The following is a 21,400-nucleotide window of genomic DNA, read 5'->3' as shown; positions in this document are numbered from 1 at the left end:
GGTCATCACGTGGTCGCATCCCTCAGTCGCGGGTTGACCAGCAGGTAGAGGACGTCGATGACGAGGTTCACGACGACGAACCCGGCCGCCGTGGTCAGTACGACGCCCTGGACGACGGCCGGATCGCCGTTCTTCACCGCGTCGATCATCAGCTTGCCCATGCCGGGCAGCGAGAAGATCGTCTCGATGACGACCGCGCCGCCCAGCAGATAGCCGACGCGCAGCCCGAGCACGGTGAGCGGGTTGATGAGCGCGTTCCGCAGCACGTTCCGCCCCACGACCACGCGCGGCGGCAGCCCGCTCCCGATCGCCGTCCGTACGTAGTCCTTGTCCAGCTCCTCCACCACGGCCGTCCGCACGATCCGGGTCAGCTGCGCCGCCACCGGAAGGGAGAGGGCGAGGGCGGGGAGGGTCATGGTCTTCAGCCAGCCGGTGAAGGAGTCGGCCGGGTTGATGTAGCCGCCGGTCGGGAACCAGCCCAGGTCGACCGCCAGGTACTGGATCATCAGCAGCGCCAGCCAGAAGCCGGGCGCCGCGACACCGGTCAGCGACACGACCCGGATGATCTGGTCGGGCAGCCGGTCCCGGTAGATCGCCGCGGTCACGCCGCCCACGAGGGACAGCACGACCGCGATGCCCAGGCCCAGGAAGGTCAGCTGGAGGGTGAGCGGCAGCGCGGTGGTGACCTGGTCGATCACGGGTGCCCGGGTCAGCGCGCTGGTGCCCAGGTCGCCGTGCAGCAGGTCGGCGACGAAGTCGGCGTACCGCACGGGCAGCGGGTCGAGCAGGCCGTGTTCCTCGCGGAAGTCGTGCAGTTGCTGCGGTGTCGGGTTGGCGCCCTGGAAGAATGCGGACGCCGGATCGACGTCCGAGAACCGCATCACCAGGAACACGAACAGCACGATGCCGAGCATCAGCGGCACGAGCAGGGCGATGCGGCGGAGCAGGATCCGCAGGACTGCCGTCATGCCGCTAGGCCCACTTGGCCTGAAGCAGGTTGATGCCGGGGTACGGTTGCGCCCTTATGCCGCTGAGCCGCTTCGGGTCCCAGGCCGTCATCAGCTCGTTGTGGACGACCGGGTAGAGCACGGCCTGTTCGGCGACGACGTCGATGTAGTCCTGGACCATCGCCTTCTTCTTCTCGGGCTCCGGCTCCCGGGTGGCCCGGTCCATGTCCCTGAAGAGAGCCTTGGCGACGGGGTCGCCCGCCCACCGCGTGTACTGCATCCACAGGTTCTCGGGTCCGTAGTTGTAGTGCATGATCAGGTCGGCGTCGAGGCCGAACTGGTTGGGGTTCGAGGCGGCGGCGACGACCTGGTAGTCCTGCTTCTGGTCCATCTTCGTGAACACGGCCGTCGTCTCCTGCGGGGACAGGGTCGTCTTCACGCCGATCGCGTCCCAGGACGCCTTGATGGTCGGCAGGCAGTCGACGATCCAGCTCACGTTCACCGCGAGGATGTCGATGCTCAGCCCCTTGACCCCGGCCTCCTTCAGCAGTGCCTTCGCCTTGTCCGGGTCGTAGTCGTACACGGTCTTCGCCCGGCGGTAGGACGGGTTGCTCTCGTCGAGGAAGGAACTCGACGGCTTCCCGTGGCCCTTGAGCGCGACCTCCACCATCTTCTCGGTGTCGATGGCGTAGTGCAGGGCCTGGCGTACGCGCACGTCGTCGAAGGGCTTGTGCTTGGTGTTGAACATCAGGAACAGGTTGTTCATCCCGGCCCCGCCGGCGACGGTCAGCCCGCTGCTCTCGAGCTGCGCGATGTTGGCGTACGGGATGTTGTCCGCGATCTGCGCGCCCGCACTCGACCCCGAGATCTTCGCGACGCGGGGTGCCGCGTCCACGATGGTCAGCCAGTTCATCTTCCGGAAGGCCGGCTTGCGCGGGCCGTTGTAGCCGTCGAACGCCTCGAAGGTCGTGTTCGACTTCGGGTGGTGCGCGGTCTGCCGGTACGGCCCCGAGCCGATCGCCTTGCCCTTGATGGCGTCGTCCCAGGCGCCCGGCCGGGAGAACACGTGCTTCGGCATGATCTTGGCGAGGGTCAGCCGTGAAAGCCCGTCCGGAAAGGGGAACTTGAGCACGAGTTCCACGCTCTGCGCGTCGATCTTCCGGACCTCCTTCAGCCAGCTCGCGAAGAAGCCCTTGGCGAGGGTCTGGGTGTCCGGGTCGAGGATCCGCTCGAAGACGAAGACCACGTCGTCGGCGGTGACGGGCTTGCCGTCGTGGAACTTCGCGCCCGCCCGCAGCGTGAACTTCCAGGACGTGCCGTCCGGGTCCTTCGGCACCTCGGTCGCCAGGGCCGCGTACGGCACGCGGGAGATCGGGTCGGTGTCGAGCAGGCCTTCGTAGATGTGGTTGTTCGCGGCCATGCAGAACGCGGACGCCGTCTGGGTGGGATCCCAGCTTCCGTCGTTGCCGTAGCCGATCACCGCGGTCAGTGTCCGGTTCGCCCCGCTGCCGCCGCCACCGGTGTCGTTGGTGGACTCCGGCCCGGACGAACACGCCGACAACGACGCGGAGACGGCGGCGGCCGCGCCCAGCGCGCCGGTGTACTTCAGGAACGTCCGGCGGTGCGGCGCCGGCACGTCGTGGGTCACGTCGCGCACGGGGTCCTCCAGCGAGAGGTCTGGAAAGGAAGCGAGGGGGCGAGCAGAGGAGATACGACGTCCTACGTCCTGCGGTCAGCGCGACCATAGGAGGGGCCGTGGAGGCGGTCAAGGGCTCGCACACGAATGGCGTATCTGTCAGAGGTCGGACCAATGACGCTGTGGAACAGGTGAGTTGACGGCCTATCAGGGCAGGGCCGGCACCGGGTACCGCCAGAGGTGGGACGTGGGACGTCCGGGGCGCGTACGATGCGGCGCATGTCCGAGGAGCCCAGGACCAGCCGGATACAACGCCAGGTCGTGCAGCTCATCCTCGACCGCAGACTCACCGCCGGCGCGCCGCTGCCCACCGAGACCGAACTCATGGAGGATCTCGGCGTCAGCCGCAACTCGGTCCGCGAGGCACTCAAAGCCCTCCAGGCCCTCGACATCGTCGAGATCAGACACGGTTACGGCACCTACGTCGGCCAGGCCTCCCTCACCCCCCTCGTCGACGGCCTGACCTTCCGCACCCTGGCCCGGCACGACGACGACACCGGCGCCCTCGCCGAGATCCTCCAGGTCCGGGAGGTACTGGAGGAGGGCCTGATCCGCCGGGTCGCCGCGACCGTCACCGAGGCCGAACTGGAGAGGCTGGAGGGCGTGGTGACCCGCATGGAGTCCGCGGGCGGCACGGGCCTCTCCTTCCCCGAACTCGACCGCGAGTTCCACGAGATCCTGTACGCCTCCCTCGGCAACGCGCTGGTCCCGCAGCTCCTCGGCGCGTTCTGGACGGTCTTCCGCCGGGTCTCCGGCGCCCGCGGCTGGACCGACGACCCGTCACCCGAGATCACGGTCCGCCGCCACCGCGACATCGTCACCGCCCTGCGCGCCCGCGACGTCGAGGGCGCGCAGCGGGCGATGGCGGTGCACTTCCGGGGGATCGAGGCGCGGGCGGCGGAGGAGTCGCGAGGGGTGGGCTGATTCCGCTCCCCGGCGAGCGGGCGCGGAGCATGATGAGGGGCATGACCGAGCTGTGGAGCGAGAGCGACGTCGGCGTCCTGCGGCTGCCCTCCGGCCGGCTGGTACGCGGCCGAGGCCTCCGCCACCCCCTGGACCCCGTCGCGCCCACCCCCTCCTACGGCCTCTACCTGCTCGGCAAGCAGCCCCCGGAGGTCCCCTGGGAGTCCGGCTGGCTCCGCTGGCCCGACTTCCGCATCCCGTCGGACCGGGCAGCCGCCCGCGTGGTGCTGGCCGACGCCTGGGAACGGGCCGCCGGGGAGCGCGTGGAGATCGCCTGCGGCGGAGGACGCGGCCGTACGGGCACGGCGCTGGCCTGCCTGGCGGTGCTGGACGGGGTGCCGGGGGAGGAGGCGGTGGCGTACGTGCGGCGGCACTACGACCGGCATGCGGTGGAAACGCCCTGGCAGCGGCGGTACGTACGGAGTTTCAGCGCGGGGTGAGCTCGGCCCCGCGCTGGCCGGCTTTGCTCTTGTCGGATTGTTCAACAATTCTCTAGTCTTGTTCGTATGAGACTGCTGCCGACCGGGCAGGACTCGCTGCTCATCGATCTGGACGGACCGGGCGAGGCCCAGGCGTGGCACGCCGAACTGCTGCGCCGCCGGGCCGCGGGCACCCTGACGCCGGTGCGGGAGATCGTGCCGGGGGAGAGGACCGTGCTCTTGTACGGCGTGCACGATCTCCCCGGTCTGCAGGCGGAACTGCGCCGATGGTCCACCCCTCCGCCGGTGGCGGACAGCGGCGAGCTGGTCGAGATACCCGTCCGGTACGACGGGGCCGACCTCGGCCTGGTCGCCGAGCTGTGGGGCATGAGCGAGGACGAGGTGGTACGCCTGCACGGCGGCACCGAACACCGGGTGGCGTTCTCCGGGTTCGCCCCTGGATTCGCGTACATGACGGGACTGGGCGAGCCGTACGTCGTGCCGCGCCGGGCGGAGCCGCGGACCTCGGTTCCGGCCGGGGCGGTGGCCCTGGCCGGCCACTACACCGGCATCTATCCCCGGAGCTCGCCGGGAGGCTGGCAGTTGATCGGCAGGACCTCGGTGACGCTGTGGGACCTGCAGAGGCAGCCGGCGGCCCTGCTCGTGCCGGGCACCCGGGTGCGTTTCGTGCCTGACTCCGAGGAGCGGCCGCGTGAGTGACGGCAAGGTGGAAGTGGTGCGGGCCGGTGCGCTGACCACCGTCCAGGACCTGGGACGGTTCGGCCACGCGGCTCTCGGTGTACCCCGCTCCGGGGCCCTGGACCAGCCGGCGCACCGGCTGGCGAACCGGCTGGTGGGCAACCCCGCCGACGCCGCCACCCTGGAGACCACCCTGACCGGCGTGACGATACGCGCCACCCGGGCGGTGACCGTGGCCGTCACCGGAGCACCCGCCCCGGTACGCGTCGACGGCCGGCCGGCGGCATGGGCCGGTCCCGTCCACCTGCCGGCCGGTGCGGTACTCGACGTGGGCGCCGCCACCTTCGGGCTGCGCGGCTATCTCGCCGTGAGCGGAGGCATCGCCGTACCTCCGGTCCTCGGCAGCCGTTCCACCGACCTGCTGTCCGGGCTGGGCCCCGCCCCCCTCAAGGACGGTGACGTCCTGCCGCTGGGCGAACCGGCCGCCGCGGGCCCGCCGCACCACCACATGGCCCTGTGGGACGGGCCCCCGCGTGAACTGGTGCTCCCCGTGCTGCTCGGCCCGCGCGACGACTGGTTCACCGCCGCCGCCGTGCGCACCCTCGCGACGGGCCGCTTCGCCGTGTCTCCCCACAGCAACCGCATCGCACTGCGGTTGGACGGCCCCTCCCTGGAACGAGCGGTGGACGGCGAACTTCCCAGCGAGGGCATGGTGCTCGGCGCGGTCCAGGTACCGCCCGACGGCAGGCCCGTGCTCTTCCTCGCCGACTCACCCACGACCGGCGGCTACCCCGTCATCGGTGTCGTCCCCGAGTCCCGCCTGCCCGCCGCCGCCCAGGCCCGGCCGGGCCTGTCCGTCCGCTTCGCGCCACTGCGGGAGCGGCGCCGCGCGGTTCAGGCACGTCCCGGCGGTCGCACCATGAAGACGTCGACCGGGTCCTGCGACTCCACAGTGAAACCGTGGCGTTCGTAGAGGCGCCGGGCCGGGCTGCCCTGGAGGACGTTCAGGCGTACCCGTTCGCCGTCGGCGTCGGTCCGGGTCAACACGGCGCGGAGGACCGCCGAACCCAGGCCTCGGCCCTGGAGCTCCGGGCTGAGGTAGAAGTGCTCCAGCCAGTGGCCGTTCTCGTCGGTCTCGGACGGGCGCAGTGCGACGCTGCCCGCGAACATGCCGTCGGCCTCGATGACCGACGTGTGCTGGGGGCAGAAGGCGTCCCGTAGCCGCTGCCTGACCCGGTGTTCGTCGAAGCGGCCCAGCCGTTCCAGGTCCGGGCGCATCACCACCGCCCGTAGTTCCGCTATCGGTTCGACGTCCGCCGGCTCGGCGGGACGCAGGGCCCAAGTCATGGGGACCGGCCGTATCCCGTCCGCCGTCGTACGTGTATCCACGGCCGGATTATGTCAGCGGCCGCTTATCGTCAATCGGCTTTCCTGCTGAGCGCTTGAAAAATACCCCTCGCCGCATGCCGAGAACCGTGGCCATTGCCGAACCCCTTTGTGCCGCGCCGCAGTTGTAGGGCACAGACCCCTCCCGAGTGTAGGCGCGGAGCGTCACCGCAGGGATGCGAAGAGTGAAACTCCCAAAGGAGGGGGAGCACGGTGGAGGCACGACACTCGGCGCTCTGCGTCGAAGAAGCGGAGGATGCGGTGAAAGAATTGCGGGCAGAACTCGTCAAGACCGGAATTACCCTGCCGTCATTGGGGCTGGGCCCGGTAAGTCTTGCGCGGGAAGCACCCTGTCCGCTCGTGGAATTGGCCCGGTGTTCCGTTCGGACCACCCGGCGGCTCGCGGCGGTGCCGCGATGAAGCCTCCGGTCGGCGCGTATGTCGTGGACACCCGCAGCGGCCGCATCGGCATCGTCATGGGGCATGAGGGGCCCTACGTGCAGCTGAGGCCGTACGGGGGCGGGAAGGAGTGGGACGCCGACCCTGGTGCCGTCCGGCACGCCACCCCGGCCGAGCGGCTGCGCGCGGCGACGGCGTACGCCAACGCCCGCAGCAGGGGCGAGGTCCCTTGACGCCATGACCCTGCGAGAATGACGCCATGAGTCTGTTCCGCGACGACGGCATCGTGCTGCGCACCCAGAAGCTGGGTGAGGCGGACCGGATCATCACGCTGCTCACCCGCGGTCACGGACGCGTACGGGCGGTGGCCAGGGGCGTGCGCCGGACGAAGTCGAAGTTCGGTGCGCGCCTCGAACCCTTCTCCCACGTCGACGTGCAGTTCTTCGCCAAGGGGAGCGAGCTGGTCGGGCGAGGGCTGCCGCTGTGCACGCAGAGCGAGACCATCGCCCCGTACGGGGGCGGGATCGTCAGCGACTACGCGCGGTACACCGCGGGGACCGTGATGCTCGAGACCGCCGAGCGGTTCACCGACCACGAGGGCGAGCCGGCCGTGCAGCAGTACCTGCTGCTCGTCGGCGGGCTGCGGACCCTCGCCCGCGGGGAGCACGCGCCGCACCTCGTGCTGGACGCGTTCCTGCTGCGGTCCCTCGCCGTCAACGGGTACGCCCCGAGCTTCACCGACTGCGCGAAGTGCGGCATGCCCGGGCCCAACCGGTTCTTCTCGGTCGCGTCGGGCGGTTCCGTCTGCGGGGACTGCCGGGTACCGGGCAGCGTCGTACCCTCGCCCCAGGCCCTGGAACTCCTCGGCGCGCTGCTTACGGGAGACTGGGAGACCGCGGACGCCTGCGAGCCGCGGTACGTCCGGGAGGGCAGCGGGCTGGTGTCCGCGTATCTGCACTGGCACATGGAGCGCGGGCTGCGCTCCCTGCGCTACGTCGAGAAGTAAGCGAAGCAAGCAAGCACGAGGAGACGAGAAACACATGGCCGTACGCGGGATCCTGGGGCGGCAGCGCCGGGAGTACAGGACGCCGGAGCCCCACCCGTCCGGCGCGCGGCCGCCGAAGCTCGGAGAGCTCGTACCACAGCATGTGGCGATCGTCATGGACGGCAACGGGCGGTGGGCGAAGGAGCGGGGCCTGCCGCGCACCGAGGGGCACAAGGTCGGCGCCGAGCGGGTGCTCGACGTGCTTCAGGGCGCCATCGAGATGGGCGTGGGCGCCATCTCCCTGTACGCCTTCTCCACCGAGAACTGGAAGCGGTCGCCGGACGAGGTGCGCTTCCTGATGAACTTCAACCGGGACTTCATCCGCAAGACCCGCGACCAGCTCGACGAGCTGGGCATCCGGGTGCGCTGGGTGGGCCGTATGCCCAAGCTGTGGCGCTCGGTCGCCAAGGAGCTCCAGATCGCCCAGGAACAGACCAAGGGCAACGACAAGCTCACGCTGTACTTCTGCATGAACTACGGGGGGCGCGCCGAGATCGCCGACGCGGCGCAGGCGCTGGCGGCCGATGTGAAGGCCGGGAAGCTCGACCCGTCGAAGGTCAACGAGAAGACCTTCGCGAAGTACATGTACTACCCGGACATGCCGGACGTGGACCTGTTCCTGCGTCCGAGCGGTGAGCAGCGCACCTCCAACTACCTGCTCTGGCAGAGCGCCTACGCCGAGATGGTCTTCCAGGACGTGCTGTGGCCGGACTTCGACCGCCGCGACCTGTGGCGGGCGTGCCTGGAGTTCGCCTCGCGGGACCGGCGCTTCGGCGGGGCCATCCCGAACGAGGAGCTGCTGGCGATGGAGGGCAAGCAGCAGTAGGTCTCACCCGGCCCGGCAGCCCCTCGAGTGGCAGCCGGGCCGCCCTGGTCCGCTACTTCGCCGCCGCCGCACAGTCGGCGCACGTCCCGAAGATCTCCACCGTGTGGGCCACGTTCACGAAGCCGTGCTCGGCGGCGATGGCCTCCGCCCACTTCTCCACGGCCGGTCCTTCCACCTCGACGGCCTTGCCGCAGCCGCGGCACACCAGGTGGTGGTGATGGTCGTCGGTGGAGCACCGGCGGTAGACGGACTCGCCGTCGGCGGTGCGCAGGACGTCGACCTCACCGGCGTCGGCGAGGGACTGCAGGGTGCGGTAGACCGTGGTGAGCCCGACCGAGTCGCCTTTGTGCTTGAGCATGTCGTGCAGTTCCTGCGCGCTGCGGAACTCGTCGACCTCGTCCAGGGCCGCCGCCACGGCGGCACGCTGCCTGGTGGCGCGGCCCTTCACGGACGGTCCAGCGGTCGTCACCGTTGCCTCCTCACGTCTGCCTTGCCCGGGCCATTGTGCCAGCCCGGGGTGGGGGCGGTCAGACGCCGACTTCGTCGGTTGTCTTCCGGGTGCCCGGAATCGCGCACTCGGCAGGGTCGTGGGCGGGATCCGCGGCCGCCTGGGCACGGGCGCGGCGGCGGGCCAGCGGGGTCGCGAGCGCCGTCAGCACGACGAAGGCGCCGATGGTCAGCAGCACGATCGTCGCGCCGGGCGGGACGTCCTGGTAGTACGAGGTGACGGTGCCGCCGATCGTCACGCTCACGCCGATGGCCACGGCGACCACGAAGGTCGCCGCGAAGCTGCGGCCGATCTGCTGGGCGGCCGCGACGGGCACCACCATCAGCGCGCTGACCAGGAGCAGGCCGACCACGCGCATCGCCACCGTCACCGTGACGGCCGCGGTGATCGCCGTCAGCAGGTTCAGGGCGCGCACCGGCAGGCCCGTCACCCGGGCGAACTCCTCGTCCTGGCTGACCGCGAAAAGCTGCCGGCGCAGGCCGAGGGTGACCAGGACGACGAACGCGGCCAGAATGCAGATCGCCGTGACGTCCGACTCGGACACCGTCGACAGGGAGCCGAAGAGGTACGACGTGAGGTTCGCGTTGGAGCCCGTCGGCGCGAGGTTGATGAACATCACACCGCCGGCCATCCCGCCGTAGAACAGCATCGCGAGGGCGATGTCGCCGCGGGTCCTGCCGTACCAGCGGATCAGCTCCATGAGGACCGCGCCGATGACGGAGACGAGGGTGGCCATCCACACCGGGGACCAGGTCAGCAGGAAGCCGAGGCCGACGCCGGTCATCGCCACGTGGCCGATGCCGTCGCCCATCAGGGCCTGGCGGCGCTGGACCAGGTAGATCCCCACCGCGGGGGCCGTGATGCCGACCAGGACGGCGGCGAGCAGCGCCCGCTGCATGAAGGCGTAGTCGAGGATCTCCATCAGCTCAGCAGTCCCGTGCGGATCGGTTCGTGGCCCGCGGGTGCGTGCGGGTGTACGTGGTCGTGGCCGGGCAGGGCGTGCTGCCCGACCGCCTTGGGGGGCGGGCCGTCGTGCACGACGCAGCCGTCGCGCAGGACGACCGCCCGGTCGATGAGGGGCTCCAGGGGGCCCAGTTCGTGCAGCACGAGCAGCACGGTCGTGCCCTGGGAGACCTGCTCGCGCAGCGTGTGCGCGAGGACCTCCTGGCTGGCCAGGTCGACCCCGGCCATCGGCTCGTCCATGATCAGCAGTTCCGGCTCGGAGGCGAGCGCGCGGGCTATCAGGACACGCTGGTGCTGGCCGCCCGAGAGGGCGTTGACCGAGTCCTTGGCCCGGTCCGCCATGCCGACGAGCTCCAGGGCCGCGCGCACGGCCGCGTGGTCCGCCTTGCGCAGCACGCCGAAGCGGGCCCGGGACAGGCGGCCCGAGGAGACCACCTCGGTCACCGTGGCGGGCACCCCGCCCGCGGCCGTGGTGCGCTGCGGGACGTAACCCACGCGGTGCCAGTCGCGGAACCGCCTGCGGTCCGTGCCGAACAGCTCGATCTCGCCGGCGCCGGTCTGCACCTGGCCGATGATGCTGCGCACGGCCGTGGACTTGCCGGAGCCGTTCGCGCCGAGCAGCGCGACGACCTCACCGTGGTGCACGGTGAGGTCGATGCCGCGCAGGACGGGGCGCGAGCCCAGGTCCGCGCGGACGCCGCGCAGGGATACGACGGGCTCGTTCATGCCGTCCTCCGATGGGTCGATCACTTGGCTCCCAGGGCCGCCTGAAGGGCCTTGAGGTTGGCTTCCATGACCTGGAAGTAGTCGTCGCCGCGGGACTTGTCGGTGATGCCCTCGAGCGGGTCGAGGACGTCCGTCTTGAGCTTCGCGTCCTTGGCGAGGGTCTTCGCGGTCTTGTCGGAGACCAGTGTCTCGTAGAAGACGGTGGTGACGCCGTCGGCCTTGGCCTCCTGCTGGAGCTCCTTGACCCGGGCGGCGCTGGGCTCGCTCTCGGGGTCGAGGCCGGAGATGGCCTCCTGGGTGAGGCCGTAGCGCTCGGCGAGGTAGCCGAAGGCGGCGTGGTTGGTGAAGAAGACCTTGGTCTTCGTGTTCTTCAGGCCGTTCTCGAAGTCGCCGTCGAGGCCGTTCAGCTTCTTGACCAGGGCCGCGGTGTTCTTCTTGTAGTCGGCCGCGTGGTCGGGGTCGGCCTTCTCGAAGGCCTTGCCCACACCCTCGGCGACCTCGGCGTACTTCACCGGGTCCAGCCAGATGTGGGGGTCGCGGGCGTGCTCCTCCTCCTCGGCGTGCCCCTTCTCGCCCTCGCCCTCGCCCTCGTGCTCGTGCTCGGTGCTGCCGTGGTCCTCGAGGGTGGTCAGGCCGGCCGCGTCGATCTTCGTCTTGATGCCGGTCTGCGAGACCGCCTCGTCGACGGCGGGCTGGAGACCCTTGAGGAAGAGCGCCGCGTCGGCCTCTTCGAGCTGCGCCCGCTGCTTGGTGCTGATCTCCAGGTCGTGCGGCTCCTGGCCGGGCTCGGTCAGACTGGTGACGTTCGCGTGGTCGCCGCCGATCTGCTCGGCGAGGAAGGCCATCGGGTAGAACGACGCGACGACGTCGAACTTGTCCGTGTTGCCCGTCGCCGCGCTGTCGCTGGAGCAGGCGGAGAGAGCACCGAGGCCGAGAGCGGTGGCCGCGGTGACCGCGGTGGCGGATATGAGGCGTCGTCGTACGTTCATGACACTCATTTTCAACAAATATGGAAACCGTTGTCAACAAACGGGCCGAGCGGGTTCCTGGGAAGGGGTCTGGCGGTCGCGGGAGGGGGAGCGATTTGATTGAGGGGGCGCCCCCGCCGGTAACCTGAAGCATTCGCTGGAAGCAACTCGCTTCGTCGCCCGTCGTCGTAATGAAGAGAGCACCGTGGCCGCCGACAAGATCGACACCATCGTCAGCCTGAGCAAGCGCCGTGGCTTCGTATTCCCCTGTAGTGAGATCTACGGCGGTCAGCGCGCCGCTTGGGACTACGGCCCCCTGGGTGTCGAGCTCAAGGAGAACCTCAAGCGCCAGTGGTGGCGCTACATGGTGACGTCGCGCGAGGACGTCGTCGGTATCGACTCGTCCGTGATCCTGGCCCCCGAGGTCTGGGTCGCCTCCGGCCACGTCGCCACCTTCACGGACCCGCTGACCGAGTGCACCTCCTGCCACAAGCGGTTCCGCGCGGACCACCTGGAGGAGGCCTACGAGGCCAAGCACAACCGCCTGCCGGAGAACGGCCTGGCCGACGTCAACTGCCCCAACTGCGGCAACAAGGGCCAGTTCACCGAGCCCAAGCAGTTCTCGGGCCTGCTGTCCACCCACCTCGGCCCGACCCAGGACTCCGGCTCCATCGCCTACCTGCGGCCCGAGACCGCCCAGGGCATCTTCACCAACTTCTCCCAGGTGCAGACCACCTCGCGCCGCAAGCCGCCGTTCGGCATCGCCCAGATGGGCAAGTCCTTCCGCAACGAGATCACGCCCGGCAACTTCATCTTCCGCACCCGCGAGTTCGAGCAGATGGAGATGGAGTTCTTCGTCAAGCCGGGCGAGGACGAGAAGTGGCAGGAGTACTGGATGGAGCAGCGCTGGAACTGGTACACCGGTCTCGGCCTGCGCGAGGAGAACATGCGGTGGTACGAGCACCCGAAGGAGAAGCTCTCCCACTACTCCAAGCGCACCGCCGACATCGAGTACCGCTTCCAGTTCGGTGGCAGTGAGTGGGGCGAGCTCGAAGGCGTCGCCAACCGCACCGACTACGACCTCGGCGCTCACTCCAAGGCCTCCGGCCAGGACCTCACCTACTTCGACCAGGAGGCCGGCGAGCGCTGGACCCCGTACGTCATCGAGCCCGCGGCCGGTGTCGGCCGCGCGATGCTGGCGTTCCTCCTGGACGCCTACATCGAGGACGAGGCGCCCAACGCCAAGGGCAAGATGGAGAAGCGCACGGTGCTGCGCCTCGACCCGCGCCTGTCCCCGGTGAAGGTCGCGGTGCTGCCGCTGTCCCGGAACCCGGAGCTGTCCCCGAAGGCCAAGGGCCTCGCCCAGGCCCTGCGCCAGCACTGGAACATCGAGTTCGACGACGCCGGCGCCATCGGCCGCCGCTACCGCCGCCAGGACGAGATCGGCACGCCGTTCTGCGTGACCGTCGACTTCGACACCCTGGAGGACAACGCGGTCACCGTCCGCGAGCGTGACTCGATGAAGCAGGAGCGCATCTCCCTCGACCAGATCGAGGGCTACCTGGCGGCCCGCCTGGTCGGCTGCTGATCGCTCTCGTACGTACGCCGGTGCCGGGTTCCTCTTCGAAAGGGCCCGGCACCGCCGCGTTTCAGAGGTCCAGGTCCGCGTAGACGGCCGCGTGGTCCGAGGCGCGGTTCCACTTCGAGGTGACGGTGTCGAATGACTTGATCGTGGACGGCGCCCAGATGCCGCGCCGTTCGACCTCGACGTGCTGCACCTGGTCCCACAGCGGCGGCGGCAGCATCAGGTAGTCGAGCTTCTGGTTCTCGGAGGTGCCGGTGCCGTGGGTGCCCGGGGTGCCCCGGTACTCGGGGTGGCTCATCACGTCCCGCAGGCCGGTGCCCAGCAGGGCCCGGATCGCCTCGCTGGACGGTTCGTCGTTGAGGTCTCCGGCGACCACGACGTACGGGGAACGCTCCAGGGCGCTCTGGTAGATCGACGCCACGCGCCGGGCCTGGGCGATGCGCAGTTCCGGGTCGTCGCCGCTCTGGCTCTTCAGGTGGTTGCCGAGCAGCCACAGCGGGGTGCCGCCGATCTGGATCTCGTACTCGGGGCAGTCCCGGCTGAAGAGGTACTCGCCCGGGCGGTCCGGGTCGGGGTCGAAGACGTGGGACCGCATGGACGTGATCGGGTGGCGGCTGAGGATCCCCACGTCGATGCCGCGCGGGTCGTTGCCGTCGATCACCATGTCGTACGGGTACGGCGTCTTCTTCAGGTCGCCGCCCAGCACCTGCTCGTTGAACCGGCGCAGGGTCGTGCGGTCCTCCACCTCCACCACGAGCATGATGTCGGCGTCGACCTCGGCGATCACCCGGCCCGTGTTGTGCACGACCTCCCAGTCGAGGTCGTCACGGACCAGCTCCACCCAGCCGGTCCAGCCCGAGCGGCCCTTGGCGACGATCTCGAAGGTGACGTGCTGGCCGCTGCCCCTCGTCTTGAACAGCGTCTCCTGGCCGCGGGTCTCGTTGACGAAGAACGGCCGGTCCTTGCGCGAGTCGTGCACCCGGTGCTTCTTCAGGAGCTCGGCGATGCGCTCCTTGGTCTTGTCGTCGTAGGTCTTCTTCTCCAGGAGGGAGATCAGCTTGGAGTAGTCGCTCAGGATCTCCCGGCGCTGCTTGTCGCCGGGGAGGCGGAAGACCTTGGGGCGGCGGAAGAGGTTCTCCGTGTTGAAGGTGGCGATACGGATCGTCATGGCTCGCTCCCTCGGGCGGCGCAGGAGTTCCGCGCGGCCGGTGGGCAGGCGCCGCCGGGGAGACTGCTCGCCGGCTCTTCCATTCTCGGAGCGGGTGGGAGGCATGTCGACCGGTGGGGCGGGTGAGCGCTTCTGTGGCCGGCCCGATTGGTCCTTCAGCGCTGCTGCCGATTGGCCCTGTTTCCGCGAGCGGCGCGGCGCCAGGGTGAGCGCATGAGCATCGCTTTTCTGCTGACCACTCTCGTCGTCGTCGCCACGCCGGGTACCGGAGTCGTCTACACCCTCGCGGCCGCGCTCTCCCGGGGCCGGCGCGCGAGCATCGTCGCGGCCGTCGGGTGCACGCTCGGGATCGTGCCGCATCTGCTGGCCACGGTCACCGGGGTCGCCGCCCTGCTGCACGCCAGCGCGACCGCCTTCCAGGTGCTGAAGTACGCCGGGGTCGCCTACCTCCTGTACATGGCGTGGGCGACGGTGCGGGACAAGGAGACGCTCGTGGTGGAGGAGGAGCGGGCGGCGCCGGTGTCCGCGCGGCGGGTGATCGTGCGGGGTGTGCTGATCAACATCCTCAATCCGAAGCTGACGATCTTCTTCTTCGCGTTCCTGCCGCAGTTCGTGAGCCCCGGTGAGCCGCACGCGGTGGTGCGCATGGTGGGGCTCGGCGGGGTGTTCATGCTGGCGACCTTCGCGGTGTTCGCCGGTTATGGGGTGCTGGCCGCATCGGTGCGCAGCCATGTGATCGGGCGGCCCCGGGTGATGGCGTGGCTGCGGCGGGGGTTCGCGGGGTCGTTCGTGGCACTGGGCGCGAAGCTGGCGGTCACGGCGCGGTAGCCAGGGGCAGGGCCGCAGTGCCCGAGGCGGATGACAAGTATGGAATGACAGATATTGAAATCTGTCAGCCGCCATGGCACAGTGGACGGCATGACGATGCGAACCCGAACCCTCGGAACCACCGGCCCCCAGGTCTCCGCCCTCGGTCTCGGCTGCATGGGCATGTCCGCGCTGTACGGCGAGGCGGACCGGGCCGAGTCCGTCGCGACCATCCACGCGGCGCTTGAAGCGGGCGTCACCCTGCTGGACACCGGCGACTTCTACGGCATGGGCCACAACGAGATGCTGATCGGGGAGGCCCTGCGTACGGCCTCCGCCGCCCGGCGTGAACAGGCCCTGGTCAGTGTGAAGTTCGGCGCCCTGCGCGACCCGGACGGCGGCTGGTCCGGCTATGACGGCCGGCCCGCCGCCGTGAAGAACTTCGCCGCTTACTCCCTCCAGCGGCTCGGCGTCGACCACATCGACGTCTACCGCATCGCCCGCCTCGACCCCGACGTGCCGATCGAGGAGACGGTCGGCGCGATCGCGGAACTGGTCGAGAAGGGGTACGTGCGGCACATCGGCCTCAGCGAGGTCGGCGCCGACACGATCCGCCGGGCCGCCGCCACCGCGCCGATCTCCGACCTCCAGATCGAGTACTCCCTCATCTCGCGCGGCATCGAGGACGAGATCCTCCCCACCACGCGCGAGCTGGGCATCGGCATCACGGCGTACGGCGTGCTCTCCCGGGGCCTGATCTCCGGCCACTTCACCGCCGACCGGCAGCTCGGCGCGGGCGACTTCCGGGCGATGTCGCCGCGCTTCCAGGGGGACAACCTCCGGCACAACCTGAATCTCGTCGAGGCGCTGCGGAAGATCGCCGAGCAGAAGGGCGTCAGCGTCGCGCAGATCGCCATCGCCTGGGCGCTCTCCCGCGGCGAGGACATCGTGCCCCTGGTCGGCGCCCGCCGCCGCGACCGGCTCACGGAGGCGCTGGGTGCCCTGGACGTGACGCTGGACGCGGCCGACCTGGCCGCGATCGAGGAGGCCGTACCGCCCGGCGCCGCCGCGGGCGACCGTTACCCGGCGGCCCAGATGGCACACCTCGAGAGCTGAACCGGGCTCCGGGTACGGTCAGGGCATGGCACCGACCAGCGAGATTCTGACCGCCGAGCGCATCCTCGAGGCGACCGAGGATGTGCTGCGCCGCCACGGACCGGCCAAGGCCACCGTGGTGGACGTGGCCCGCGCGCTCGGCGTCAGCCACGGCAGCGTTTACCGTCACTTCCGCACCAAGGCGGCGCTGCGCGAGGCGGTCACCAAGCGCTGGCTGGACCGCACGTCCGGGGAGCTGTCGGGCATCGCCGCGGGGGACGGTGCCCCGGAGGCCCGGCTGCGGGACTGGCTCGCCGCGCTGTTCGCCGCGAAGCGCCGCAAGGCGGGCGGGGATCCGGAGCTGTTCGCCACGTACACGGTCCTCACGGGCGAGAACGGCGCGGCGGTCGGTGAGCACATCGCCGACCTGACGTCACAGCTCACCCGCATCATCCAGGCCGGCGTCGAGACCGGCGACTTCGCCGCCGCCGACCCGCAGGCCACGGCCCGCGCGGTCTTCCAGGCGACGGGTCGCTTCCACGACCCCAGTTATGCCCGGGAGTGGGAGGAGCCGGGGGCCGAGGCCGACTTCAGGGCGGTCGTCGACCTGCTGGTGCGAGGCCTGCGGCCCTAGAAGCATCGCCGTATCTACCGGATGCGCCCTGGCAAGCAGAGGCACAGGATGGGAAGGAGGGGCGGGTCGCCGTGCGGGGGGCGCGAAGAAGGGGATGGCGATCATGGATCTCGTACTGCGCCAGGGCACCGCGGACGACGCCGCGGAGTGCGGAAGGATCTGCTACGAGGCCTTCGCCGGCATCGCCGGGGAGCATGCGTTCCCACCCGACTTCCCGAGGCCCGACGTGGGTGTCGCGGTGATCGAGGGAGCCCTGACGCACCCCGGTTTCTACAGCGTCGTCGCCGAGCTCGACGGGCGGATCGTGGGCAGCAACTTCCTCGACGAACGCTCGACCGTCGTCGGGGTCGGGCCCGTCACCGTCGACCCCACCGTGCAGAACGCGGGCGTGGGCCGCCGCCTGATGCGGGACGTGATGGAGCGGGCCGACGAGCGAGGAGCGCCGGGCATCCGGCTGCTGCAGACCGGCTACCACAACAGGTCGTTCTCGCTGTACGTCAGCATGGGCTTCGTCCACCGGGCCACGGTCGCCTGTGTCCAGGGCCCGCCGATCGGGCGTGCGCTGCCCGGCTACACGGTGCGGGAGGCCACGGACGCGGACCTCGGCGCCTGCAACGACGTGTGCCGGCAGGTCCACGGCGTCGACCGGGGCGGCGAGGTCGCCGACGGGCTCAAACAGGGCACCGCCCGGGTCGTCGAGCGCGCGGGACGCGTCACCGGGTACGCCACCGACCTGGCCTTCTTCGCGCATGCCGTCGGTGAGACCACCCCGGACCTCCAGGCCCTGATCGCGGCGACCCCGCAGTTCGCCGGGCCGGGCATCCTCGTCCCCGTGAGCGACAGTGTGCTGCTGAGGTGGTGCCTGGCCAACGGCCTCAAGGTCGTGCAGCTGATGAGCCTGATGACCATCGGCCTGTACAACCAGCCCGACGGGGCGTACCTGCCCTCGATCCTCTACTGAGGCCCGTACTACCGGGGCCCGCCCGGCCGTTCACGCCGCCGTAGGGTCCACCGTCGCCTGATGGGCCTCCGCCAGGTGTTCCTCCGCCTTCAGCCAGGGCAGGAACTGGGCGCCTCTGCGCCAGCCGCAGGTGTCGCATCTGATCGTGCGCTGCACGCCGATGCGCTGCACCCGCACCACGTGCTCCCGCCCGTGCTGGTCCCAGCGGCTGACCTTGCTGGTGTCGATGTGCGCCACGACGCCTCCCGCGTCCAGGAACCCGGCGGATCCGGTCTGCTCGCAGCAAGGAGTGTGCAGCAAGACCAACATCAACAGGGCTTCGCCCGGCAGCGAGTTATCCAGTTGTGAGACGCGTGGAGCAGGGTGACGTCGTCGTGGGGAACGTCAACCGCCCGTGCCGGACTGTGCCGTGTGCCAGGGCAGGAACGCATTGGTCAGCCCCGCCAGGGCCGGGCGCAGCTCCGGGTGGTGCCGCAGGATCACCGTGGCCATGGTGTTGTCGTCGATCCAGGCCATTCCGGCCTTGGAGTACACCTCCGGCGTGTAGTACGCGGTGAAGAAGCGGTCACTGCTCATCCTGACCGAAGCCATCAGGATGAAGATGCGGAACGCGGTGTTGCTGAAGGTGAACCCGGCCGGAAGCCTCTCGGCGTACATCCCGATCGTCAGGTCGACCTTCTCGATGTCGTTCCCGTACAGCCGCTTGATCTCCTCGGCCCACGCCGGGTTGTCTGTCAGATCCTCGAAGCTTGCCGCGGGCTTCATCCGCAGAAGCCGTCGGAACTCGTTGTAGCGGGGGACGCCCAGCTCCCGGCTGCGCAGGATGTCGGTGGCGGCGAGGTCCTGCAGGTGCCCGTCGGGGCGCTGGAACTCCTGGAGAAACTTCGGGAAGTTGTGCAGGGTGACCAGGCCCGGGTGGAGCGTGCCGAAACTGTAGAGCAGGTCGGCCATGTTCGTGGTCTCGAGGACCTTCAGCGCCTCGGGTCCGGAGATGTCGCGCAAGGTGCAGTGGCGCAGGGTCTCGTCGTCGGCGGCGGAGCGCAGGTGCCAATCGTCGCGGATCAGTGGATGCATGCGGTAGATGGCCACGAACTCCTCGGTGAGGGCGAACGGGGCGCCGTACTGATCCGTTTTGGCACCGGGGATGCCGCTGACGAGCTCGCTGTCGCTGATCCGGCCAAGAAGGTTGTGGACGCGTTCCCCCGCGAGACCCCACCAGTTGGTTCGCAGGGCCTTGACGGTCGTGGGATGGCTGATCACAGCCGGTGTCCACTCCACGGTGTGAATCTTGGCGATGAGCGCGGAGTTGACGAGCCGCGCCCGCTGGAACAGCTCCTCGTCGTCCCAGGACGGATACGCGGCGTGCAAGTGGTCGCAGATGGCGTTGTGTTCCTGGGCGAACAGGTTCTGCATCAGCACCAGGCCCAGCCAGAAGCCGGGCACCCGCGACGGGTCGCGAGAGGGGTCGGGGAACGGGGTCTGCTCGTCGTCCCACAGCCGCAGCCTGCCCATCTCACCGGTGCGCAGTTGGCGTTGCTCCGCGTCACTCGACCCGTAGACCTGCGACGCGTCCCACCAGTGGGAGGAGACGTTGACGCGCGTGTCGGGCATGTCGGCACCCGCCTGCGGGTCCCGGGTCGGGTCGTCGGGTGTCCGCGTGATCCGCATCGGGCGCTCCGGCCAGGGATCGTCTTCCATGAGGGGCACTTCCCAGGGCCGGTCCTCGGGACTCGTACCGTGGCTGAACCAGTCGCGGATCATGAACTGCAGCCAGGTGGAGATGAGGGAGTTCACCGACTGGGCCGGGATCAACTCGTGACGGGTGAGCAGGGCTCGGCTGACCTCCCGCGGGTTGGGCCGGGAGACCACGTCCTCGGGCGTGGCCGACGGGATCTTGTCCAGTGGGACATTGCGGTTGAAGCGCGTGCCCGCCATGCCCATCCGCGGCTCGTCGAGGTCGTTGAAGCTGCCGTCGGCGCTTCGGTTGACCTTGTGTTTCTCGGACTTCGGCCCGGGATCGGGAAGGTTGACCGAGGGCAGGTGCGTGGTGTCGTGGAGGTTCTCCTGCCGGAGCTTCACGCGCAGCCCGAAGAGGACCGCCAGGCCAGGAATCACGGCCAGCTTGTCCCAGCCGATGCGCCGGTCGACATACTCGGCGAGGTCGCCGGCGATTCTCCGCGGAACAGCCGCGGATGCGGAGCGGGACCGGCGGAAGAGGGAGCGTTGTCTGCTCATGGTGGTACTCCTCGGGGCACTCCTGGTGGGTGTTCCATCGGGCTGACCACACCGGCCTTGTAGCGGTTCGCGGCGTCTACCCGCGCCGGCAATCCCGTGTCGGACTCGCGGAACGTTGGACTCCGCCGTCGCCGCGGCGCCTTCTGCCCGGATCTCGGATCTCGGATCTCGGATTGCGATGACCTCTGCCGCCATGGCGCACATGCGTCTCGACATCACATCTGAGTCGGCGTGAAATTCACACTAGGAGAAGTTCCGCTCGCCTGCATGTCGGAACAGGGCCGTTTCACGGCACGGTCGCAGCGCTGGGCCAGTCTGCGTGAAATAGGCAATTATTGACGCTTACATATTCGCCGTTCGCGACCTTCTTGAGGACCGGTGAGGCGTCCGCTGCGCAGATGCGGACCCTGGTGGCGGCAGTTACGGTGGTATGCGTCCCAGGAAATTCCCGATGCGGGGATTCGGACTGCCAGGAGACGGAGAATTCCTATGCTTGGTGTCATCATGACGTGCGTGGCAATCATCCTGGTCGGCTTGATGGTCCGCTCTTCGCGGTCTGTCCATGCCGACCTGAAGTGTGGCGACGCGCCGATGCATTTCGACGACGGACTCGTTGTCACGTGGGCGGGCCCCGCACCCGAAGAGGCACGGGTGAAGCTGGGGAACGGTGGCATATTCGAGCGGGTAGAGCAGGTGACTGGGCCAGGAATTCCGGCGGGCTACCCGGAGAAGTACCTGGAGAACCTTCGCACATCCGAGGTGTTCAACGCGAGCATGGCTTGGACTCCTGACGAACTGGTGCGCTGGCAGGAACGCCATGGAATCGAAATGGAACCCGAGGCCCTGAGCGTATTCGAAAGCTACCTCGACAATGGTCACCGCATCTTCATGACGCTGGTGGATCATCCGAACGTCTCTGATCCGGGATCGTTCGTGGCTTGCAGCCTGGTACTCCAGCGTGCCGTGATCGTCTTTAACGGCCGACGGCAGGACCTGTTCCTCCGTTCATACTTCCACAGCGCACGGACCGACTCATCGGAGTACGTCAACTTCGTGCCCGGTGGCAGTGTGCACTACTCCTTCAAGACGGATTCGGTCTGGTTCCCGCTGGAGCTGACCCGGCTGATCTCCGAACCGGCCTCCCACGTCGAGTTGGACATCGTCACCCCCGAGGAATTCGACGAGGGTCTTCTTCCGGCTCCGTTCTCGGCGCAGACGAGTGGGCCCGTGCTTCTGGGGGACGTCAAATATCAGGTGAGGCGAGCCTCCGCTGTTTTCAGGGTGGGAGAAGACCAGCACGCAGCCATCCCGGACTTCAGGATGGCACTGAGCTGACGAGCCGTGCGGGCCCGTGCCGGAGGGTCGGCTGA

At 69.3% G+C, this 21,400-nt stretch carries 24 protein-coding genes; 14 read left to right on the top strand and 10 right to left on the bottom strand.

The genetic code is table 11. The features are described 5' to 3' along the window. Positions 1-5: 5 nt before the first annotated feature. Both CP976_RS14655 and CP976_RS14650 read right to left on the bottom strand, forming a co-directional pair. Complete coding sequence (locus CP976_RS14655) at positions 6-968, bottom strand: ABC transporter permease (protein WP_150480765.1); 963 nt, start codon at positions 966-968, stop codon at positions 6-8. A 4-nt stretch (positions 969-972) separates the two neighbouring features. Then, on the bottom strand, positions 973-2,604 hold the full coding sequence (locus tag CP976_RS14650; protein ID WP_150480764.1) for an ABC transporter substrate-binding protein: 1,632 nt from the start codon (positions 2,602-2,604) through the stop codon (positions 973-975). A gap of 249 nt (positions 2,605-2,853) precedes the next feature. Between CP976_RS14650 and CP976_RS14645 the strand changes: the two genes are divergently transcribed. From CP976_RS14645 to CP976_RS14630, 4 genes are all read left to right on the top strand, one after another. After that, on the top strand, positions 2,854-3,567 hold the full coding sequence (locus tag CP976_RS14645; protein ID WP_150480763.1) for a FadR/GntR family transcriptional regulator: 714 nt from the start codon (positions 2,854-2,856) through the stop codon (positions 3,565-3,567). 41 nt (positions 3,568-3,608) lie between these two features. Next, positions 3,609-4,046: a protein-tyrosine phosphatase family protein gene (locus tag CP976_RS14640; RefSeq protein WP_150480762.1), complete on the top strand. Its 438-nt coding sequence runs from the start codon at positions 3,609-3,611 to the stop codon at positions 4,044-4,046. Positions 4,047-4,112: 66 nt separating this feature from the next. Next, complete coding sequence (locus tag CP976_RS14635; RefSeq protein WP_150480761.1) at positions 4,113-4,745, top strand: 5-oxoprolinase subunit B family protein; 633 nt, start codon at positions 4,113-4,115, stop codon at positions 4,743-4,745. Continuing rightward, complete coding sequence (locus tag CP976_RS14630; protein WP_229875222.1) at positions 4,738-5,697, top strand: 5-oxoprolinase subunit C family protein; 960 nt, start codon at positions 4,738-4,740, stop codon at positions 5,695-5,697. Before CP976_RS14635 ends, CP976_RS14630 begins: the two co-directional genes overlap by 8 nt. Here CP976_RS14630 and CP976_RS14625 read toward each other — a convergent pair. After that, a complete protein-coding gene (locus CP976_RS14625; RefSeq protein ID WP_150485352.1) occupies positions 5,619-6,071 on the bottom strand; it encodes a GNAT family N-acetyltransferase in 453 nt (150 codons plus the stop codon). The two genes, CP976_RS14630 and CP976_RS14625, sit on opposite strands and share 79 nt — an antisense overlap. 252 nt (positions 6,072-6,323) lie before the next feature. Here CP976_RS14625 and CP976_RS43695 point away from each other — a divergent pair, with 252 nt between their 5' ends. From CP976_RS43695 to CP976_RS14605, 4 genes are read left to right on the top strand one after another with little or no spacing between them, the layout of a single operon-like run. After that, positions 6,324-6,530: a hypothetical protein gene (locus CP976_RS43695; protein ID WP_150480760.1), complete on the top strand. Its 207-nt coding sequence runs from the start codon at positions 6,324-6,326 to the stop codon at positions 6,528-6,530. After that, the gene (locus tag CP976_RS14615; RefSeq protein WP_086599578.1) at positions 6,527-6,742 is read left to right on the top strand and encodes a hypothetical protein; all 216 of its coding nucleotides are present in this window, start codon (positions 6,527-6,529) and stop codon (positions 6,740-6,742) included. Before CP976_RS43695 ends, CP976_RS14615 begins: the two co-directional genes overlap by 4 nt. 26 nt (positions 6,743-6,768) lie before the next feature. Further along, on the top strand, positions 6,769-7,515 hold the full coding sequence (gene recO / locus CP976_RS14610; RefSeq protein ID WP_150480759.1) for a DNA repair protein RecO: 747 nt from the start codon (positions 6,769-6,771) through the stop codon (positions 7,513-7,515). 34 nt (positions 7,516-7,549) lie between these two features. Beyond that, positions 7,550-8,380, top strand: a complete 831-nt coding sequence (locus CP976_RS14605) for an isoprenyl transferase (protein WP_086559065.1) — start codon at positions 7,550-7,552, stop codon at positions 8,378-8,380. A 52-nt stretch (positions 8,381-8,432) separates the two neighbouring features. On the opposite strand, the gene CP976_RS14600 is transcribed toward CP976_RS14605, so the two are convergent. The 4 genes from CP976_RS14600 to CP976_RS14585 are packed head-to-tail and all read right to left on the bottom strand — an operon-like array spanning position 8,433 to position 11,566. After that, positions 8,433-8,849, bottom strand: coding sequence for a Fur family transcriptional regulator (locus CP976_RS14600; RefSeq protein WP_086559064.1), 417 nt, complete (start codon positions 8,847-8,849; stop codon positions 8,433-8,435). A gap of 58 nt (positions 8,850-8,907) precedes the next feature. Further along, the gene (locus CP976_RS14595) at positions 8,908-9,810 is read right to left on the bottom strand and encodes a metal ABC transporter permease (RefSeq protein ID WP_150480758.1); all 903 of its coding nucleotides are present in this window, start codon (positions 9,808-9,810) and stop codon (positions 8,908-8,910) included. Further along, entirely contained in the window at positions 9,810-10,577 is a 768-nt protein-coding gene (locus CP976_RS14590; protein ID WP_150480757.1) for a metal ABC transporter ATP-binding protein, read from the bottom strand. The genes CP976_RS14595 and CP976_RS14590 overlap by 1 nt, the downstream gene beginning before the upstream one ends. A gap of 20 nt (positions 10,578-10,597) precedes the next feature. Then, positions 10,598-11,566, bottom strand: coding sequence for a metal ABC transporter substrate-binding protein (locus CP976_RS14585; RefSeq protein ID WP_150480756.1), 969 nt, complete (start codon positions 11,564-11,566; stop codon positions 10,598-10,600). Positions 11,567-11,750: 184 nt separating this feature from the next. Here CP976_RS14585 and CP976_RS14580 point away from each other — a divergent pair, with 184 nt between their 5' ends. Then, on the top strand, positions 11,751-13,133 hold the full coding sequence (locus CP976_RS14580) for a glycine--tRNA ligase (RefSeq protein ID WP_150480755.1): 1,383 nt from the start codon (positions 11,751-11,753) through the stop codon (positions 13,131-13,133). A 61-nt stretch (positions 13,134-13,194) separates the two neighbouring features. Here CP976_RS14580 and CP976_RS14575 read toward each other — a convergent pair whose 3' ends face one another. Further along, positions 13,195-14,298 carry an endonuclease/exonuclease/phosphatase family protein gene (locus CP976_RS14575; RefSeq protein ID WP_150480754.1) on the bottom strand — a complete coding sequence of 368 codons (1,104 nt, stop codon included), beginning with the start codon at positions 14,296-14,298 and terminating at the stop codon, positions 13,195-13,197. Positions 14,299-14,511: 213 nt separating this feature from the next. Here CP976_RS14575 and CP976_RS14570 point away from each other — a divergent pair, with 213 nt between their 5' ends. The 4 genes from CP976_RS14570 to CP976_RS14555 all read left to right on the top strand — a co-directional run bounded on the left by CP976_RS14570 (position 14,512) and on the right by CP976_RS14555 (position 17,795). Next, on the top strand, positions 14,512-15,126 hold the full coding sequence (locus CP976_RS14570) for a LysE family translocator (protein ID WP_150480753.1): 615 nt from the start codon (positions 14,512-14,514) through the stop codon (positions 15,124-15,126). 90 nt (positions 15,127-15,216) lie between these two features. After that, on the top strand, positions 15,217-16,221 hold the full coding sequence (locus tag CP976_RS14565) for an aldo/keto reductase (RefSeq protein WP_150480752.1): 1,005 nt from the start codon (positions 15,217-15,219) through the stop codon (positions 16,219-16,221). Positions 16,222-16,246: 25 nt separating this feature from the next. Further along, on the top strand, positions 16,247-16,834 hold the full coding sequence (locus CP976_RS14560; RefSeq protein WP_150480751.1) for a TetR/AcrR family transcriptional regulator: 588 nt from the start codon (positions 16,247-16,249) through the stop codon (positions 16,832-16,834). Between the two features lie 103 nt (positions 16,835-16,937). After that, on the top strand, positions 16,938-17,795 hold the full coding sequence (locus CP976_RS14555; protein ID WP_190146795.1) for a GNAT family N-acetyltransferase: 858 nt from the start codon (positions 16,938-16,940) through the stop codon (positions 17,793-17,795). Between the two features lie 30 nt (positions 17,796-17,825). On the opposite strand, the gene CP976_RS14550 is transcribed toward CP976_RS14555, so the two are convergent. Continuing rightward, positions 17,826-18,032 (bottom strand): hypothetical protein, encoded by a 207-nt coding sequence (locus CP976_RS14550; RefSeq protein WP_150485351.1) that lies wholly within the window; start codon positions 18,030-18,032, stop codon positions 17,826-17,828. A gap of 147 nt (positions 18,033-18,179) precedes the next feature. Beyond that, complete coding sequence (locus tag CP976_RS14545) at positions 18,180-20,030, bottom strand: peroxidase family protein (protein ID WP_150480749.1); 1,851 nt, start codon at positions 20,028-20,030, stop codon at positions 18,180-18,182. Between the two features lie 513 nt (positions 20,031-20,543). Here CP976_RS14545 and CP976_RS14540 point away from each other — a divergent pair. Further along, the gene (locus CP976_RS14540) at positions 20,544-21,365 is read left to right on the top strand and encodes a hypothetical protein (RefSeq protein WP_150480748.1); all 822 of its coding nucleotides are present in this window, start codon (positions 20,544-20,546) and stop codon (positions 21,363-21,365) included. The last annotated feature ends 35 nt before the right edge of the window (positions 21,366-21,400 follow it).

Origin of the sequence: Streptomyces coeruleorubidus, assembly GCF_008705135.1 — a bacterium.
In the GTDB taxonomy this organism is placed as follows: Bacteria; Actinomycetota; Actinomycetes; order Streptomycetales; family Streptomycetaceae; genus Streptomyces; species Streptomyces coeruleofuscus.
This window is presented reverse-complemented; position numbering and strand designations above follow the sequence as displayed.